Source organism: Gluconobacter sp. NFX36 (assembly GCF_049887835.1).
In the GTDB taxonomy this organism is placed as follows: domain Bacteria; phylum Pseudomonadota; class Alphaproteobacteria; order Acetobacterales; family Acetobacteraceae; genus Gluconobacter; species Gluconobacter japonicus_A.
Genome location: NZ_JAGEKJ010000020.1, coordinates 1 through 14,885, shown reverse-complemented (window position 1 = coordinate 14,885; position 14,885 = coordinate 1). Strand labels below are relative to the sequence as shown.

20 protein-coding genes are annotated in these 14,885 nt (G+C 59.5%); 18 read left to right on the top strand and 2 right to left on the bottom strand.

The annotated features are described in order from the left end of the window. The first annotated feature begins 119 nt into the window (after nucleotides 1–119). The 5 genes from J4P41_RS14140 to J4P41_RS14120 all read left to right on the top strand — a co-directional run bounded on the left by J4P41_RS14140 (nucleotide 120) and on the right by J4P41_RS14120 (nucleotide 4,913). Nucleotides 120–545, top strand: a complete 426-nt coding sequence (locus J4P41_RS14140) for a hypothetical protein (RefSeq protein ID WP_086649752.1) — start codon at nucleotides 120–122, stop codon at nucleotides 543–545. 41 nt (nucleotides 546–586) lie between these two features. Continuing rightward, nucleotides 587–2,446, top strand: coding sequence for a ParB N-terminal domain-containing protein (locus tag J4P41_RS14135; protein WP_426067645.1), 1,860 nt, complete (start codon nucleotides 587–589; stop codon nucleotides 2,444–2,446). A gap of 670 nt (nucleotides 2,447–3,116) precedes the next feature. Next, on the top strand, nucleotides 3,117–3,785 hold the full coding sequence (locus J4P41_RS14130) for an LPD29 domain-containing protein (protein ID WP_194258308.1): 669 nt from the start codon (nucleotides 3,117–3,119) through the stop codon (nucleotides 3,783–3,785). A gap of 68 nt (nucleotides 3,786–3,853) precedes the next feature. Then, entirely contained in the window at nucleotides 3,854–4,468 is a 615-nt protein-coding gene (locus tag J4P41_RS14125; protein ID WP_426067644.1) for a hypothetical protein, read from the top strand. A gap of 19 nt (nucleotides 4,469–4,487) precedes the next feature. Then, nucleotides 4,488–4,913, top strand: coding sequence for a hypothetical protein (locus J4P41_RS14120; protein WP_211506984.1), 426 nt, complete (start codon nucleotides 4,488–4,490; stop codon nucleotides 4,911–4,913). Nucleotides 4,914–4,924: 11 nt separating this feature from the next. Here the strand turns inward: J4P41_RS14120 and J4P41_RS14115 are convergent, their stop codons facing one another. Further along, nucleotides 4,925–5,170: a hypothetical protein gene (locus J4P41_RS14115; RefSeq protein WP_426067643.1), complete on the bottom strand. Its 246-nt coding sequence runs from the start codon at nucleotides 5,168–5,170 to the stop codon at nucleotides 4,925–4,927. Between J4P41_RS14115 and J4P41_RS14110 the strand changes: the two genes are divergently transcribed. The 4 genes from J4P41_RS14110 to J4P41_RS14095 all read left to right on the top strand — a co-directional run bounded on the left by J4P41_RS14110 (nucleotide 5,169) and on the right by J4P41_RS14095 (nucleotide 6,691). Further along, nucleotides 5,169–5,345, top strand: coding sequence for a hypothetical protein (locus J4P41_RS14110; RefSeq protein ID WP_156472135.1), 177 nt, complete (start codon nucleotides 5,169–5,171; stop codon nucleotides 5,343–5,345). The genes J4P41_RS14115 and J4P41_RS14110 overlap by 2 nt on opposite strands. Nucleotides 5,346–5,422: 77 nt before the next feature. Further along, the gene (locus J4P41_RS14105) at nucleotides 5,423–5,878 is read left to right on the top strand and encodes a DUF3085 domain-containing protein (protein ID WP_426067642.1); all 456 of its coding nucleotides are present in this window, start codon (nucleotides 5,423–5,425) and stop codon (nucleotides 5,876–5,878) included. Between the two features lie 34 nt (nucleotides 5,879–5,912). Continuing rightward, nucleotides 5,913–6,161 carry a hypothetical protein gene (locus J4P41_RS14100; RefSeq protein WP_062106937.1) on the top strand — a complete coding sequence of 83 codons (249 nt, stop codon included), beginning with the start codon at nucleotides 5,913–5,915 and terminating at the stop codon, nucleotides 6,159–6,161. An 8-nt stretch (nucleotides 6,162–6,169) separates the two neighbouring features. Beyond that, nucleotides 6,170–6,691 (top strand): hypothetical protein, encoded by a 522-nt coding sequence (locus J4P41_RS14095; RefSeq protein WP_426067641.1) that lies wholly within the window; start codon nucleotides 6,170–6,172, stop codon nucleotides 6,689–6,691. Here the strand turns inward: J4P41_RS14095 and J4P41_RS14090 are convergent. Next, complete coding sequence (locus tag J4P41_RS14090; protein WP_426067640.1) at nucleotides 6,673–6,948, bottom strand: hypothetical protein; 276 nt, start codon at nucleotides 6,946–6,948, stop codon at nucleotides 6,673–6,675. The two genes, J4P41_RS14095 and J4P41_RS14090, sit on opposite strands and share 19 nt — an antisense overlap. Here J4P41_RS14090 and J4P41_RS14085 point away from each other — a divergent pair, their 5' ends adjacent. The 9 genes from J4P41_RS14085 to J4P41_RS14045 all read left to right on the top strand — a co-directional run bounded on the left by J4P41_RS14085 (nucleotide 6,949) and on the right by J4P41_RS14045 (nucleotide 14,317). After that, on the top strand, nucleotides 6,949–7,218 hold the full coding sequence (locus J4P41_RS14085) for a hypothetical protein (RefSeq protein ID WP_426067638.1): 270 nt from the start codon (nucleotides 6,949–6,951) through the stop codon (nucleotides 7,216–7,218). Nucleotides 7,219–7,474: 256 nt separating this feature from the next. Beyond that, on the top strand, nucleotides 7,475–7,714 hold the full coding sequence (locus J4P41_RS14080; protein ID WP_062016364.1) for a hypothetical protein: 240 nt from the start codon (nucleotides 7,475–7,477) through the stop codon (nucleotides 7,712–7,714). A 93-nt stretch (nucleotides 7,715–7,807) separates the two neighbouring features. Beyond that, nucleotides 7,808–8,053 carry a hypothetical protein gene (locus tag J4P41_RS14075; RefSeq protein ID WP_426067637.1) on the top strand — a complete coding sequence of 82 codons (246 nt, stop codon included), beginning with the start codon at nucleotides 7,808–7,810 and terminating at the stop codon, nucleotides 8,051–8,053. Nucleotides 8,054–8,133: 80 nt separating this feature from the next. After that, entirely contained in the window at nucleotides 8,134–8,961 is an 828-nt protein-coding gene (locus tag J4P41_RS14070) for a DNA/RNA non-specific endonuclease (RefSeq protein WP_426067636.1), read from the top strand. Further along, nucleotides 8,958–9,224 carry a hypothetical protein gene (locus J4P41_RS14065; protein ID WP_426067635.1) on the top strand — a complete coding sequence of 89 codons (267 nt, stop codon included), beginning with the start codon at nucleotides 8,958–8,960 and terminating at the stop codon, nucleotides 9,222–9,224. The genes J4P41_RS14070 and J4P41_RS14065 overlap by 4 nt, the downstream gene beginning before the upstream one ends. A gap of 434 nt (nucleotides 9,225–9,658) precedes the next feature. After that, nucleotides 9,659–10,630 carry a DUF3991 and toprim domain-containing protein gene (locus tag J4P41_RS14060; RefSeq protein WP_426067634.1) on the top strand — a complete coding sequence of 324 codons (972 nt, stop codon included), beginning with the start codon at nucleotides 9,659–9,661 and terminating at the stop codon, nucleotides 10,628–10,630. A 10-nt stretch (nucleotides 10,631–10,640) separates the two neighbouring features. Further along, the gene (locus J4P41_RS14055; RefSeq protein ID WP_426067633.1) at nucleotides 10,641–11,324 is read left to right on the top strand and encodes a hypothetical protein; all 684 of its coding nucleotides are present in this window, start codon (nucleotides 10,641–10,643) and stop codon (nucleotides 11,322–11,324) included. Next, nucleotides 11,257–13,338: an ATP-dependent helicase gene (locus J4P41_RS14050; protein WP_426067631.1), complete on the top strand. Its 2,082-nt coding sequence runs from the start codon at nucleotides 11,257–11,259 to the stop codon at nucleotides 13,336–13,338. The genes J4P41_RS14055 and J4P41_RS14050 overlap by 68 nt, the downstream gene beginning before the upstream one ends. Nucleotides 13,339–13,561: 223 nt before the next feature. Next, nucleotides 13,562–14,317 (top strand): hypothetical protein, encoded by a 756-nt coding sequence (locus J4P41_RS14045; protein ID WP_426067630.1) that lies wholly within the window; start codon nucleotides 13,562–13,564, stop codon nucleotides 14,315–14,317. Nucleotides 14,318–14,885 lie beyond the last annotated feature (568 nt).

The following is a 14,885-nucleotide window of genomic DNA, read 5'->3' as shown; positions in this document are numbered from 1 at the left end:
GCCGCCACAGGTCGCGGCTCCGCGCAAGGCTCAGGCCGGGCGCGCTGACGCGCGGCCTTGCGCGAAGCCACGCCCTGTGCCCGCGCCGAGAACATCACAACAGAAAAAAGGAGAGCGGCGTGTCAGACCCGGCAGGACAACCCGCGGCCGAAGTGGCGCTCAGAGCAAATCTGGCGCTGATCTTTGAGGCGATGCGGACGCATGGCGTGAAGACGGTCAAAGTTGAGTACGAAGCCAAAGAAGGCTGGTGGACAACACTTCATGTGACGGCGGACGACAGCCCGGATCTGTTCGAAGACCTGTCCCTGGAGAAGGCCGTTGCAGCGCTTGGACCTGACCAGACGATTGCCCCTCTGTTTCCGAACAGCTTTGACCTTGTGGTCTGGCACTGCGTCGAAACTGTTATCCGGCGCGTGCAGGCCGATTACGACACCGACGAAGACGGGTCTTACGGCACGGCCACGCTGACGCTGGCAACGCGACAGCTGGAGGTCGAGCACATCGAGCGTGTGGTCTCCCACCTCGCGCACAGCCTGATCGCCTGATTTCCCACCACGACACCCTTACGACATCACTGGAGCCCATCATGGACGAACTGCGCCTTGTCGATCCCAACACCCTGATCGCGAACCCGAACAATCCCCGTCAGACGAAGCCCGGTCAGGCGAGCATTCGTCAGCTGGCGCTGAATATCCGCGCAGTCGGGCTTGTCCATCCGCCGCGCGTGCGTGAGCTGGGGGACGGCAGCCTGATGATCATCGCGGGCCACCGAAGGACGGAAGCGGCGATCTATGCCGGTCTGACAGAAATTCAGGTCCATGTCACAAAGATCGACAATGGTCTGGAGGATCTGGCGGCGGCCAGTGAAAACATGATCCGCGAGGGCATGACCGAGCCGGACCAGTGGCGTGCCGTAACCCGGATGCGCGAAGAGCTTGGCTATACCGACCAGCAGCTTTGCGTCGCCCTCATGGTGACACCAGCTTACCTCAAGGGGCTGACCCTGCTCGCGAAGCTGCATTCGCCAATCCTGCATGCCATCGAAATTGGCCGCGGCCCGGACCTGAGAGAGCGTCGGATCCTCGCCCTGTCGTCGCTGGAGGATCAGGCCGCCGCCTGGGCAGAAATGTTCGCCGAAAGCGTGGAGGAGGGAGAGGACCCGGCCGGGTATCGTCTCAACGCCGAAGATCCGGATGATACCGTGAACTGGCGCGACTTTACCTGGCACCTGCAGCAGGACGAGTGGTATGCGCGTGATGCCCGGTTTGACGATGCGCTGGCGCAAAAGCATGGCATCGTCTGGACCGAAGATCTGTTCGGGCAGGGCGATGAGGACAATCGCTACGTCACGGATGCCTCGGCGTTTCGGGCGGCGCAGGAAGACTGGATCGCCGAGCATCGCCCCGAAGGAACGCTCGCGCTCGAGACAGGCGAGTATGGGTCTCCGCTTCGACCAGAAGGCTACAACTTCGTCACGCGATGGATGGGCGAGCAGGACACCGATGTCGCCGGCTACTGGCTCAATCCGAACACGTTGAAGATCGAAGAGCGGACGTTCCGCTACACAGGTGAAGAAACACTTCGCTCCGAGCCGCGGGTGGTGGAGCAGACGCCACCCCCAAAGAAGGAGCGCGCTGACATCTCAGGTACGGGTCTGAAGATGATCGGCTCTGTACGGACCCTCGCGCTGAAGAAGGCGCTGACGGCGAAAAGCGAAGACGCGGATCCGTGGGATCTGGTGGCCGGACTGCTGCTCGCGCTGAATGCGAACAACGTCCATATTTACGGCTCTTCAGGCCGGTCGCCTTATGAGAACGCGGTGAAGACTGCCATGGAAGTGCTGTTTCCGGAAGGCGAACTGGTGCGTGATGAAGCGCTGATCCGTCGGCACGCGCTGGAAAGCCTCGCGGGCTTCATGAACTGCGAGGTCAGTATGCACTCCGGCTCCGGCATGGCAGCCGAACTGCTGGGCTGTCTCTTCAACGCGGATACCCACATGCCGAGCATGGCCGAAGAGGACTTCCTGAAGACTTATAGCAAGCCCGGCATCACCAAGGCTGTTCAGGCGCATGGTCTTGCGCCACTCAACACGGGCAAGGAGATGCGCGCTGCCCTGCTGAACGCCGTTGGAGACGGACACTGGGTCCCGGAGGCCGCCGGTTTTGCGCAGGCGATTGGTGCTTGGACAGAGGAAGTGCGGGAGCAGCAGGCCCGCCGCGCCAAATGGGTCGGCCTGAAAGATGAACTGGAAGACGGGGATGAAGACGGTCTGGAGTGCGCTGATCCGGAGGATCTGGAAGACGTGATGGACGAGGGCGGAGAAGACGCTGGCGATCCGCACGTCACGGAGGATGAGCCGACAGAAGCCCCGGACCTCGTGGTGCCGCAGGAACTGGTGGCCATGCAGGCTGCCATGGGAGGGCGGCTGGAGATCCTTCGGGTCTGAGGCAACGCGATTGCGGCCACGGTCCGGGCCAGACTTGCGCGTAGCGCCTGATCTGGCACAACAGGAGATTGGGGTCGCCTGATGAGTCCGCGCGACGAAACGTCTGTTCAGGTTACGGTTCAGACGTCGCGGCCCCCGAAAATCGTAACCGGATGTGGGTCGGGGGTCGCTTGCCCACAGTCGTCAGAGTGAAAGGGGAAGCCATGATCTTCGTGATCGTGGTGGACCGTAAGTGGTTTACGAAGATCCTTCGTAAAACGAAGAAGACCCTTCAGGCGGTTGCCACCGCACTGAAGAGCCTCTCCGAGTAAATCACTTAAGGTAAACCGGGCCGTGAGGTGTTTTTGCGAAGCCCCTCACGGCTCACCTCTGAACTTGGACGAACCGGTTGCGATTTTCAAGGGCGGAGTCAGCATGGCTCCGCCCTTTTTCATGCGGTGAGACGCAGCCTTGATCCACAGGGCAGGACAGCCCGCGCAAGGAAAAAAGACGAGAAAAGAGACAGAAAGATGAGAGAAGGGCGGGGTGCCAGAGCCTGTCTGTCGCCGCAAGGGGTGGTGTCCTCGGCTGACGCCTGCGGGACCGCCGCTGACGCGCCGCCCTTGCCCCGCCAGTCAGGCCCTGACCCCGGAGAGGACAGTTGAAGAGACATGAAGAGAAGGAGATCAGCATGTCCGAACACCCGACTGTCACCGTAGGCACCCGCGTCAGCACCATCCTGTACAACAGAGGCCGGGGCGTCGTGTCTGCGGTCCATGGCACGCCTCGTCCTGAGACAATCAGACGCCTTGCTGGCGGCTTCATCGCCGCGGGAGGCAATGCCAGCTTTGATATCGTCTTTGCCTGCGGGAGTGTCAGCAAGAAGCTGCCCGAGAGCATTCTGCATGGTGTGCAGTGGACGATCTTCCACGACGAGCCCAAGGCCAGCCCTGAGGAAATTGCGCAGCTGCACGCTCATGCCGAAGCGTGCCGTGCTGAAAAGCAGGCACAGAAAGATCAGGCTGAGGCGGCGCATGCGGCCGAAATCGAGCGTCTGCGCACCGCTCCTGAATACGCCCATCTGGAGCAGGGATCGGACCAGAGCGGCGTGCTGGCAGGAAAGAACATCCGCCGTCTGCTGAAAGCCGCCCTGCCAAAACACAAATTCCGGGTGCGCAAATCCTCCTACGGGTCCGTCTTGATCGGCTGCGATGCCCCGCTGGACGATGCGGCACAGAAGACTGTTGACGACATCAGAAAGCGGTTCAGATCGGGGTTCTATGATGCGGCGTCGGATTGCCACTCGAAAAGCCGGAGCCCCTGGCAGGACGTCTTTGGCAGCGCCGAATACGTCTTCTGACCCTACCTTACCCCTTCACAGTTCTTCAGGCCGCCGCGAGGCGGCCTTTGTCATATCTGGAGATCGACATGGCTTTCTTTACGCTCAGTGCTACGCCCGCCACCGCAAAGCGTGAGGGCTACTTCACCAGCACCACGATGGCGCTCATGTCCCATCTGGGAGAGCGGCGCGTTGTCGAGGCGAAGTCGGTGGATGGCCTCAAGCCGCTCATTCTGAGTTTCGGCCGCGACACCGCGCTTCAGCATCCTGGTCGGTCATTCAAAATCATGGTTACGGTCAATCGTGGCAGCCGCAAGCCGCGCGGCTTCGACGCGGCTTATAATTCAGAGGCGCTTGGCACCTCCGAATGGCTCGAGACCACGATTGCAGACCCGGTACCCCACGAGGGCACGCCAGGTGTGGCCTCATGGGGAACACGCTACACGCCATTCCGCATGGACGGTGCAGAGCCGCGCGAGGTCTCGCTCACCGAGGCCGAACGCCTGTCTGACGACGGCCATCTCGGGTTCAAGGGATGGTCCGCGGACGTTGCAGCCTGTCTCGAAACCGCAGGCGCGCCTGCGGCTGTTTTGGGCAACGAGACCCGGGACACTCTGGTGTCGCGCTATCGCGCCCACCAGCATCCTGCCCTGGCCGCCGCCGTCCTGATCGCAGCTTCGCCAGCGGATCAGCTGGCGGCCTGAGGCCAATGCAGGGGAGCGGATGATGTCTCCCCTGCCAGATCCAACAGTTCAAAAGACGAGCGAGTTTTCCATGGTCGATGAAAGCCTTCTCCAGATCGAGACCTGTCTTCTGGATCGTCGCAGGGTCCATCTTGGCGTTGCACCGGATGGGCGCGTCTATCTGCGCGTGACGTCGTTCTGGCCGAAAGAAGCCGCCCAGCTCTGGCACGGCCCCTATTCGGATCGACAGGCGGCCGAGACGGATTTCCGAACCCGGACGCAGCCGCCGCGCGTCACGCGCGCCCAGATCGCCGAGGCCAGTCGCCGCGGGGAGCATGGCACGGTCGAGGGTGTTCCCATGATCGTCCTGAGGCATCGCTGGACTGGCCACATGACCCTGACGGCCTATCAGCTGGTGGATGAGGCCGGGCAGGAGAAATCCGCGCGCCAAAATGGACACATCTGAACCGCGTATCGTCACCCGCGTGAGCCGGGTGGAGGGAGAGCAGGAAGAAGAGAGAGGGAAAGACGCAGAAGGAGAGAGGGGCAGCACAGGCTGTCTGCGCTGGCAAAGGGTGGGTCTCCACGCGTCCTCGCCCTGACGGGCTCCGGGTCGTGGAGATCCCGCCGCTGCGCGGCGCCTGTGCCATCACAGCCATCCTGTGCCTGTGCCGGAGAGGTCATCAGAGAAAAGAGATGACGGCAACAGGAGTGACCTTTCATGCAGATTTCCCAACAGACCCTTCAGGACATCAAGGACGTTGCCGGACTGGCCGGTGGGTTCTTCGGTTTTCTCGCCCTGGTCTTCGCCTTTACGTGCCTGCCGAGCTTTCTGGCTGGCCCGGTGCCCCATCACTATCTCGCCTCCGCGTCCCACACCGCCCATGGTCGGGGCTGAAGCCTCCACGTCTCCGAACGCCCCACGCCCCGCCACCGAGCGGGGTTTTTTCATTTCTGATCCGAGGAAATTATCCCATGATCGTCACCTTTGACCGCGCGCTGATCGAGCGCCTTCTTGCCCATGCCGAGGCCGCGTCCGAACGCCGTGCCACGCTGACGCAGCTCTTTGACAAGAGCCTGCGCAAGCCCGGGCACGGCGCGCGCGAATGGGGCCGTCAGGACGACGTCGATCCTGCAAAGATCCCTGCGGGTCTGTGGCTGGTTGGAGATCACGGGATCTACATGATGTCGAACGGGCTTCCCCTTCTGCCGTCCGATGACGGTCAGAAGCCCAATCTGTGCGCGTATGCGCGCGAAGCGGACCCGGCACAGAACGCCGGCAAGGCTTATGACGTGAAGCGCCAGGCTTTTGGCGGGGATGACGGATGTGAGTTCCTGGAGGCAACGCTTGTGCGGCAGGCCCTCAGGCAGGCGTCAGGCGACACACTGCGCATGAACATCACTCCGGAAACCCTCGAATTTCTGGCCTGACCGGCCGTCCTTGAAATCTTTCAGGAGAAGAAACATGTCCGATGCTACGCCTGACACGGTGTCTCCGGGGCCGGTGTCCCGCGATCAGATCTGGGCCTCGGCCGTTGCCGTGGCCGCTGACAGCGTGGAGCAGCTGCGGCGCTGCGACGTTGACCGCGTCGTCTCCCTTGTCGACGCGGCGGATCGCACCGCGCTGACGGGCTGGCTGATCGCGCGGCGGCCCGATCTGGCCGGCGCTGTCGCGGAGGCTCTGTCCGCGCTCGCGCAGGAAGCCTACGCATGAGTCTGCTGTTGCCACACCTGCGGCGCGTCCGCATTGAGGCCAAGGTCCTGACGGCCACACAGTGGAGCTCACCGCAGGACAAGGCGAAACTGGCCAATGCAATCCTCGCCTTTGTTGCGAAAGGATTGCCGGAGGAGGGGTTCAGCAAGGCGCTGTACCAGCGCGTCAGCCAGATGTGGGGGTTTATCGCCTGCTTTAACCGGGACGGCTTTGCGGGCCGGTATTTCTGCTCGACGCAGGGGCGTCTCGCCTTCCTCGATCAGATCATCGTGCGCGGCGGGATCGGCGATCCCGCCTGGACCTGGTCAGACGTGGAAAGCCGGATCGCGGCACTTCTGGTCGAGCATCAGGTGCTTGACCTTTATCGCGCCGAACTGCGGCAGGAAACGCTCCGGGGCGAGCAGGCGCTGTTGCGCAGACTGCTCGACCGTCACGGCGTGCCGGCCGATCATGCAGGCCGCATTTCACTGGCTCCGGCGCTATCTGCACCTCTGTCCCGGCAGCAGCCTGTTCAGATGGGTCTGCTCTGACACGCTGCGCTGTCCGTGACGGCGCAGGAGTCCGGATCGTCAATCAATGCCTGGACGACCTCCCATCCGCCCAGAATATTCTGGGCCGTCTCCCAGGCGACGATCTCGGCGCGCAGTGCCTGTTCAAGATCGTCATAGATGCCGTCGCGTTGCGGATCTTCGATCTCGCGGCGCTCCGCCTGTTCGGTGAGAGACCGTGCGTCGGCAACCCGGGCCAGGGCCCGACTGACCAGAAGGGTCAGCCAGTCAGACGCCATGTGCTGACGCCCCTCCCGCGTGTCGGGCAACGGCGTGGCTCCGAAGATCTGTCGCGCTCTCTCACGTCCGAACGCGCGGAGGCGCTCAACCTGTCGGGGTGGTGTCACGCCGCGGATTTCTGCAAGCGCGCGCAGCTGCGTCTCGGGCAGGATTGCATCGGTGAGCGTGTCCAGGGTTGGCGCGAGACGCCGCTCCTGGGGAAAGCGGATCACCGTGGCGGTCTGATCTGTCTGTGCGCTCATCGGCGTCCTCCTGTCGTTGTGGCGTAAGCGTAAAGCGAGCCACAAATAAAAGTCAACAAAAACAATTAGATACCTGTCTTATTAGGCCCTCGCGAAAACCTCTTGGGGACTGAAAAGAGACGCGCGGGAAGGAGAAAGAGGAGGGAGGGAAGGGGGCTCTCCTGGGGCAGGCGTCGCAGCAAGGGTGCGTCGCTCCGCTCCCGGCGCACAGCGCCGCCCTTGCCACGCCGCCCGCCCCAGGAGGCTGCCGATCGGGAACGAAATAAACCGAGAGAGGCAGAGCATGTCCAAGCGCAGGAAAACAGATCTGACAGCAGCCCGTAAAAAGGCAGAGGTCTTTGGGCCGGATACGGTTCTCTTTGCAGATCTTCAGATTGACGAGACGTTTTGCATGGCCGGTGCGGAGTTGTCAGGCGTGTACCGCAAAGTGCGCCGCAACCATTACCGGCACAAGGGAATGCTCTGTTTTGCGAGCGGTGGCATGGCCGTGAAGCGCGCGCCCCTGCCTCGGACCGGGGACTGAGACCAGGCTCCCAGCTTCTCTTCTTCCTCCACGGATATCAGGGCCGCAGCGCGGCCCGCATCCGGTCAATAAACATAAGAAAGGAAACGCATCGTGCAGATCCACACGCTCACCCCAACGTCCAGTGTTATTCCCGCTCTTGAAGCGCCCGTTTTCCACCGGGCCGTCTCGGCGGGCCAGACCATCGGGCGCGCAAGACGCTTTTACGCGGAAGCGGATCTTCTGGCTGACGACGCGAATGACGTCCGTTTTGGAGCGGCGCTACGGGCTGCATTGCGACGCGATGCCAGCACCGCCCACCGCTCGGCGCAGCGCACGCTTCTGAGTGTCTCCCATTGACAGCCGCGAACCTGCACTCACAACAGACCGTGCGATCCTGCGACGTGAGACAGATGCCTCCGGGAAGAAAAGGATGGGCCATGCGACTTCCGATGACAGGGCTGACCCTGGCAAGCCTGCTATGGGCAGGCATACCCCACGCGGCTGCTGCAGAGTGCTCCGCTTTTGGCGGAGATGGTCAACTCCCGGTCCTGACTAACGCAGCGCTTGGACAGCAGACCGTGCTGTTGTGCAATGACGCCTTTGCTGTCCTGCATTCTGGCATCAGTCATGGCCCCCTGTGGACGGCAGAGCACCTCACCGAGGAAGGTCTGGAGCGCAGCATGCAGATCGGCCGGATCGTCCGGTTCTTTCATGCCGATCCCCGTCTGTCTTTCGAGGACCGGGCCGAGCTGAGCGATTACCACGCGTCGGATTATGACCGCGGACATATGGTGTGCTCGGGTGATGAACCCAGCCTGAGGGCTCAGGAGCAGAGTTTTGCTCTGTCCAATGTCGTCCCTCAGACCCCGGAGCTGAATGAAGGCATCTGGACGGGTGTGGAAATGGCGGTGCGTCGTCTCGCACAGCGCGAAGGCGAGCTTTACGTCGTGACTGGTCCGGCGTTCGGAGCGTCGGTTAAGACCATCGGATCGCATCGGGTTTTTGTTCCGTCGGCGACCTGGAAGGCTATTTACGATCCTGCCGAAGACGGAGCGGGCGCGTATTACTGCCAAAACAGCAGCCAGCCGACCTGTACGATCATCAGCATCGGCGCGTTGACCCAGGCAACGGGTGTGGATCCGTTCCCCTTTCTTCCCGATGAAATCCGTCAGACTGCCATGACGCTGCCTCATCCTCTGAAAAGTCCTTATACTGTTCGCATCCGACCTGCCGTTGGCAGTCCTGTGCTGAAGATCATGCCATGAGCTTCATTCCTTTTCTGGACGCCGGCGAAAGCGTTCAGATTGATGGTCTGACGATCGAGAACGGGGCGGAACGCATAGCCGTGTACGGGCGCCTTGAAATCCGCAGGGACCGCATCGGCCTGCAGGATATTCAGGCGTTGAAGGCTCAGGTTGATGCCATTGCCCGCGAGCTCGAGGGATCAGCCCATCTTCCCGAGCGGGTGCGGAGCGCACAGCAGATGAGCGTGATGCCCAGTCCCTTCACGGATCGGAACTGTGCCTGACGGCTTGGGGGCTCCTGACGGGAAAGGTCTGGAGTGCCACAAGCCTCACTCCGGACAAGACGACCTTCCACCCCAGCTTCCTCCGCGCCCTTCGGTTGCTCCGTGCAGCCGGGTCCCCTGAGAAGGCATCCTGTCCTGCGCTGCGTTTGTGACGGACCTGAAAGTGTCGGGACGAAAGGCGTCGCTGCGCTTGCTTTCGCCCCTTTTGCCTCCGGCACGGGTCGAACGAAAGGCTTGCTTAAGTATTCGTTAAGTTTGTGTCGATGATGCTTGTATATAGCAAAGTAACGGCAAATAAAACCCGATAAACCCGCAGAAAACCGCCGTTTCCACTTGCAATATTTGCGGATCTTTCCTAAATTAAACCCAGATCACAGGGGCGTTGAGGCCGGTTCTGACCGTTGCGCCGTCCCGAAACGAAAAGGATGACGATCATGGCACGCTTTGAGCCGTTCAGACTGTCTGACAACGACCGGACCGATATCGTCAAAGGTGTCTCCTGTGCTCTGCTGCTTGAGCGCCATGGCTATCTTCTCGACAAGCCCGAAAGCACGCGCAACGCTCTGAAGTACCGGGCGGGCAAGGGTGAGACGATTATCGTCAACCATGAGGGCCGCGGCTGGTGGGACACGGGATCGGACGAAAAGGGGGATGTGTTCTCCCTGATCCAGCGCCTGACACCCGGTCTGAAGTTCCATGAGGCCTGCACTGCGCTGGGTCAGCTGGTGGGCATTGCGCCAAAGGGGGCAGAATATGTCCGTGAGCGTCAGGCCAAAACGCCAGATGCTGCCCCGGCTGAGCGCTGGCATGGCAAGAAGGAACTGACATCCGGCACAAAGGTGTGGGCGTACCTTACAGAGGAGCGCGGCCTTCCGGAGTGGGTTCTGCGTCGGGCCATCATGACCGGCTGCATCCGGGACGGCTATCACGCCGCCTGGTTCTGCCACCGGGATGCCAAGGGGACCATCTGTGGTGCGGAACTGCGCGGTCCGGACACCAAGGGCATGTGTCTGTCGGGTACGGTCAAAACGCTGTTCCGGTTTCAGCCCGGCCTCGCGCGCACGGTCCGCCGTCTGGTGGTGAGTGAATCCGCCATTGATGCCCTGTCCTATGCTGCCCTCGACAGTGAGCGCACGCGCGAAACCCTGTACTGCTCGACCGCAGGTGGCATGGGACCGGAGACGGTCGAAGCCCTCACGGCCGAACTGACTGAGATGGCAAAAGATCCGGCAGCCGTTCTGGTGGCCGCAACCGATAATGATGACGCCGGCAATCGCTACGCCGCGCGCCTTGCAGAGCTGGGCCGTGAAGCCGGTGTCCGTGTGATCCGCCGTATTCCCCACGGGGGCTGCAAAGATTTCAACGACGCCCTGAAGACTGTTGTGGCCGCCGCCCGCGCTGCCTGAGGAGAGACTGATGACGAATGACAAGGCACGACGGGAAATGGAGGCTCTGTTTCCCGGCCACGAAAAAAATGACGCCCTGAGAGCGGCTTTTCTGGCGCACCCGGACGCGGACCATTATCTGCGCCTGATGCCAGACCTCGGATGTCGCATTCCCTGGGCTCTGGTGGAATACGGTCCTGAGGGGGAACGGAGCCAGGGTCTCGTTGTTGGCGGACGCTGGAGTGCAGCAGGCTGGGATCTCTCCGGACGCATCGTCCTGTTTGTTCAGTCTCCGACCGGAAGCAGTGGGTTCCTGACCTGCCAGGCGGGGGAGCAGCAGCTTGTTCTGATCGGCACCGTACCCGGAAGCACGCGTCATCCTGACCGTCCGGATGCCGTAACACTCCTGGGACATGTCGCAGAACTGACCGCCGCCTGGCATGCCGACGCCGAAACAACCCGCGTCTGGCATACCTGGGCCCTGCTGCACAATCAGCCGCCCTTCCCGCAGACCTACGCCGAGGTCGTATTCGGTGGCGATGTGTTGCGCGGCCTCATCGTCGGGGGAACGGCTCTGGCAGACGGGACGTGGGACTTCGGGCGTGAGTTTGATCTGATGGTGGAGCCGGACATGATCCTGAGCCTCGATGGCCGCCGTGCGAGCCGGTGCGAAGTTCTTCATGGCACCCGGGAGCAGGGACGTGGTCGTGGATAAGCATCTCTCCGGCCTGACTTCCTCCCAGGCAGAGGCCGCACGTCAGACGGGGCCCGTCGTTGTTCTCGCGGGTGCCGGGACTGGCAAGACCAAGACGCTGGTGGCTGGGATCGTCGATCGTGTCGTCAAGCGTCGCATGGCCCCGGATCGCATTCTGGCCGTGACGTTCACCAACAAGGCGGCCGGGGAGATGAAGACCCGCATTGCGGCGGCCCTAAATATCGCTCAGGCGCCGTACTGGGTGGGGACCTTCCATGCGCACGGGCGCCGCCAGCTGCGCACCGATCCTGATATTGCCGGGCTGCGTCCGGGCTTCGACGTCTGTGACAGCGAAGACAGTACCAAGATCGTGCGCCGCCTTCTGGAAAAGGCGATTGAAGCAGGCGTCATGAATGCTGACGATGGAGAGACATTCCGCAAGCGTGTGAAGTCCGTCAGCTCGCGCATTGCCATGCTCAAGGAAAACATGGTGCTTCCCCCGGACGCCGTCACCTGGGTCGAGGGACGGATTGCGACGGATGCCATCACTGAGGGCGATGACATCATGGTCTGGCGGGATGCAGCCGTGCTCTATCCAGCGTATCAGGCGATGCTGCGCGAAAGCAATCGGGCGGATTTCGCAGATCTTCTGCTGTGGCCCACCGTGACCATGCTGCGCGACGAACGCTACAGGCGCGACTGGGCGGACCGGTTTGATTGCGTGCTGGCCGATGAGTTCCAGGACGTGAACCGGCTCCAGTTTCTCTGGCTGAAATGCCTGTCCAAAGACCACAACGAGCTCTTCGTTGTCGGCGACGATGCGCAGTCAATTTACGGCTGGCGTGGGGCCAACGTCCGGATTATCCGAAGCTTTCTCAAGGAGTTTCCGACCGGACGCCTGATTGCCCTGGAGCAGAATTTCCGCTCGACCGGTCATATTCTGTCAGCAGCCAATGCCGTCATCTCTCATGACACGAGCCGTCTGGAGAAGACGCTTTATACCGCAGCCGGAGATGGGGAGCCAGTGGATATTCTGCGGCACACCGGCAGTCAGGACGAGGCCTCCGGGATTGCGGCCGAGATCGGACGTCGTGCTCTGGAAGGCGTGCCTTATGAGGACATGGCGGTGCTGTATCGGTTCAACCATCTCTCCCGGTTGCTGGAAGAGTCTCTGCTGCGTGCGAAGATCCCGTATGAGCTGGTCAATGATACCGCTTTCTGGCAGCGCGCGGTGGTGAAGGATGCGCTGGCCTTCCTGCGTCTGACGTGTTTTCCGTATGAGCGGCAGTCAGACGAAGCCTTTCGGCGGATCGTCAATCAGCCTGCCCGGGGGATCGGGGCCAGAGCCATGGCAAAATTCGAGCAGGTCGCGGACGAGGAGGCAATCTCGCTTTATGATGCAGCCGAGCGCACGGTGCAGGGACGCACCGGAAAGGCTGCTGACAAGCTGCGCGGCTTCCTGGACGTCATTCTGAAAGGAGCCCGTAGCGACGAACCAAGTCTGGGTGAACGTCTGAGGGCTCTGGTCGAAGAGAGCGGATATCTCGCGATGCATCAAGCGGCCGGGGAGGACGGACGCACGGCGCTGGAAAATCTGCACGAGCTTCTGTCGCTCGCCAACGAGTTCAGCTCGGTAGAAGAGCTGTTCGACCATGCGGCCCTCGGCTCCGAGAGCCGGGACGATGACAGTGTCGGCCGGGTGAAGCTGATGACGATCCATGGCTCGAAAGGGTTGGAGTTCGGGCATGTGTTTCTGATCGGTTGGGAAGACACGCTGTTTCCATCGCGCACGAACAGTGACCCGGCTGAAGAACGCCGACTGGCCTATGTCGCACTGACGCGCGGCCGCCAGCGCGTCAGTGTGTCCTGGTGCGAGTTCCGTCGGGGCGAGCAGGCCAACCCGAGCTGCTTCATCGACGAGATCCCGCTCCAGGCGCGGCGGGACGGCTGGGGACGGGATCTCAGGCGCCGTACTGCGTTCCAGGGGAGAGGGGTCGTGAATCGGCAGGCTCAGAGAGAGGCGATGGGGTTCTGACCAATCAAGCGCTGTGACTGACTTGAGGGGGGGGGAATTCGGTCTGTCCGGTTCGTGTAAAAATATTGCAAGAAGCAGACGTCTTCGCCAATCCCGTGACGGTTCACATCCCCACCAAAGGGAATCCCTGAATATCGATCCGCCCCAAGGATTGCCACCATCTTCAATATGAATGCAAAAAGATCATCAAGACGTGACAACAACAAGCATGAAGGAATGAAAGATGGCGGCACTTGAAAACATATTTGGGGCTGGTGAGGGTATTATAATTTCTACTATCCACGCTGGGAATCAGTTCATTGGAGCTAACCACGTCTTGGTTACGTTTGTGACCGCTGTAGGCGGCACTGTTGCCGCCTACAGAAGCTTCCTAAATACAAGACACCTTCAAAGGCAGGCAGAATTACAAAGGCAGATTGAGACAAATAGATTTAACATCGAACTATTTAATAGTCGTTTTCGTGCATATGAAAGCTTTGTAAATATCAGAGCACCCGTTCTTGAAAGCGATAGATTTCTTCCTGACATAGATTTCTTGCACAATATCAAAAGAACCACCAAAAAGGTGATTATTGCTTTCGATGTTAAAGCTGACTCTTTCATAGATAGATGCCACACCCGCGAAGGCGACTTAATTGCTTTGCGCGAAGACATCTCGACCTATGAAGAATATCTTAAAATGTCTAAAGGTGATTTAGCACGCCATGAAAAAGCTCTCAAAGAAGGTTTTGATCCCCCCCCTTTCAATGAAGAATTTTTAGGAGATTTAGAAAGAGAATTTTCCGAAAAGGAATGTGAGTTTTATCTTAAATACCATCTTTATCGGGATGGATTACAATCAGTTATTCTGTCGATAGAAGACGATTTAAAACTTCCGAAAGAAGCTTACTCCGGGAGAAACGACAAAAAGATATTCAAAACTAGAATGGTGAATTTCGCAAAGTTCCCGTTCAAAAAGCTATCTAATATTATCAGATAAAAACGGCAACATGCCTATTTATATCAAATAAGTGGGGCAAAAGTACTTATGAAGGATAAATATATTCAAAATAAGGTGGAAATGTTAAGGAAGATATAAATTTTTAATTATAAGGTTTTACTATTTCATGCCTGTGTTGAAGATTTTAAAAATTTGAAGATATCTGGTCAAGTATATGGAAGTATGAAAAGGTAGATTCGATTGATGGTATCATTGAATTAAATGATATTAAGATAAAATTCACTGTAATTTTTGTAAAAAATTACCCGAAAATATTACACGTATTCTATGAGGATGACGAAAATCTTGATTTATAAACATAAAAAGATAAATAAATTAACTATACTTCCAAATTAGCCCGGATAATTTAATAACCTTTAGAATCCAATCTGAACCGTCTCGGGATTTGCAAAGACGATTTTGGGCAAGCCATTGGCCACTTGGAGGGATCGAAGAACCTTTGATCGGGGCCATTGGATCCTGATTTCAGGGTTATTTCGTGTTGATTGATGGTTCTTGTCTCTGATTTTAGCGCTGCGTCTTTCGCAGAGCGTTGGACATTGGCTTT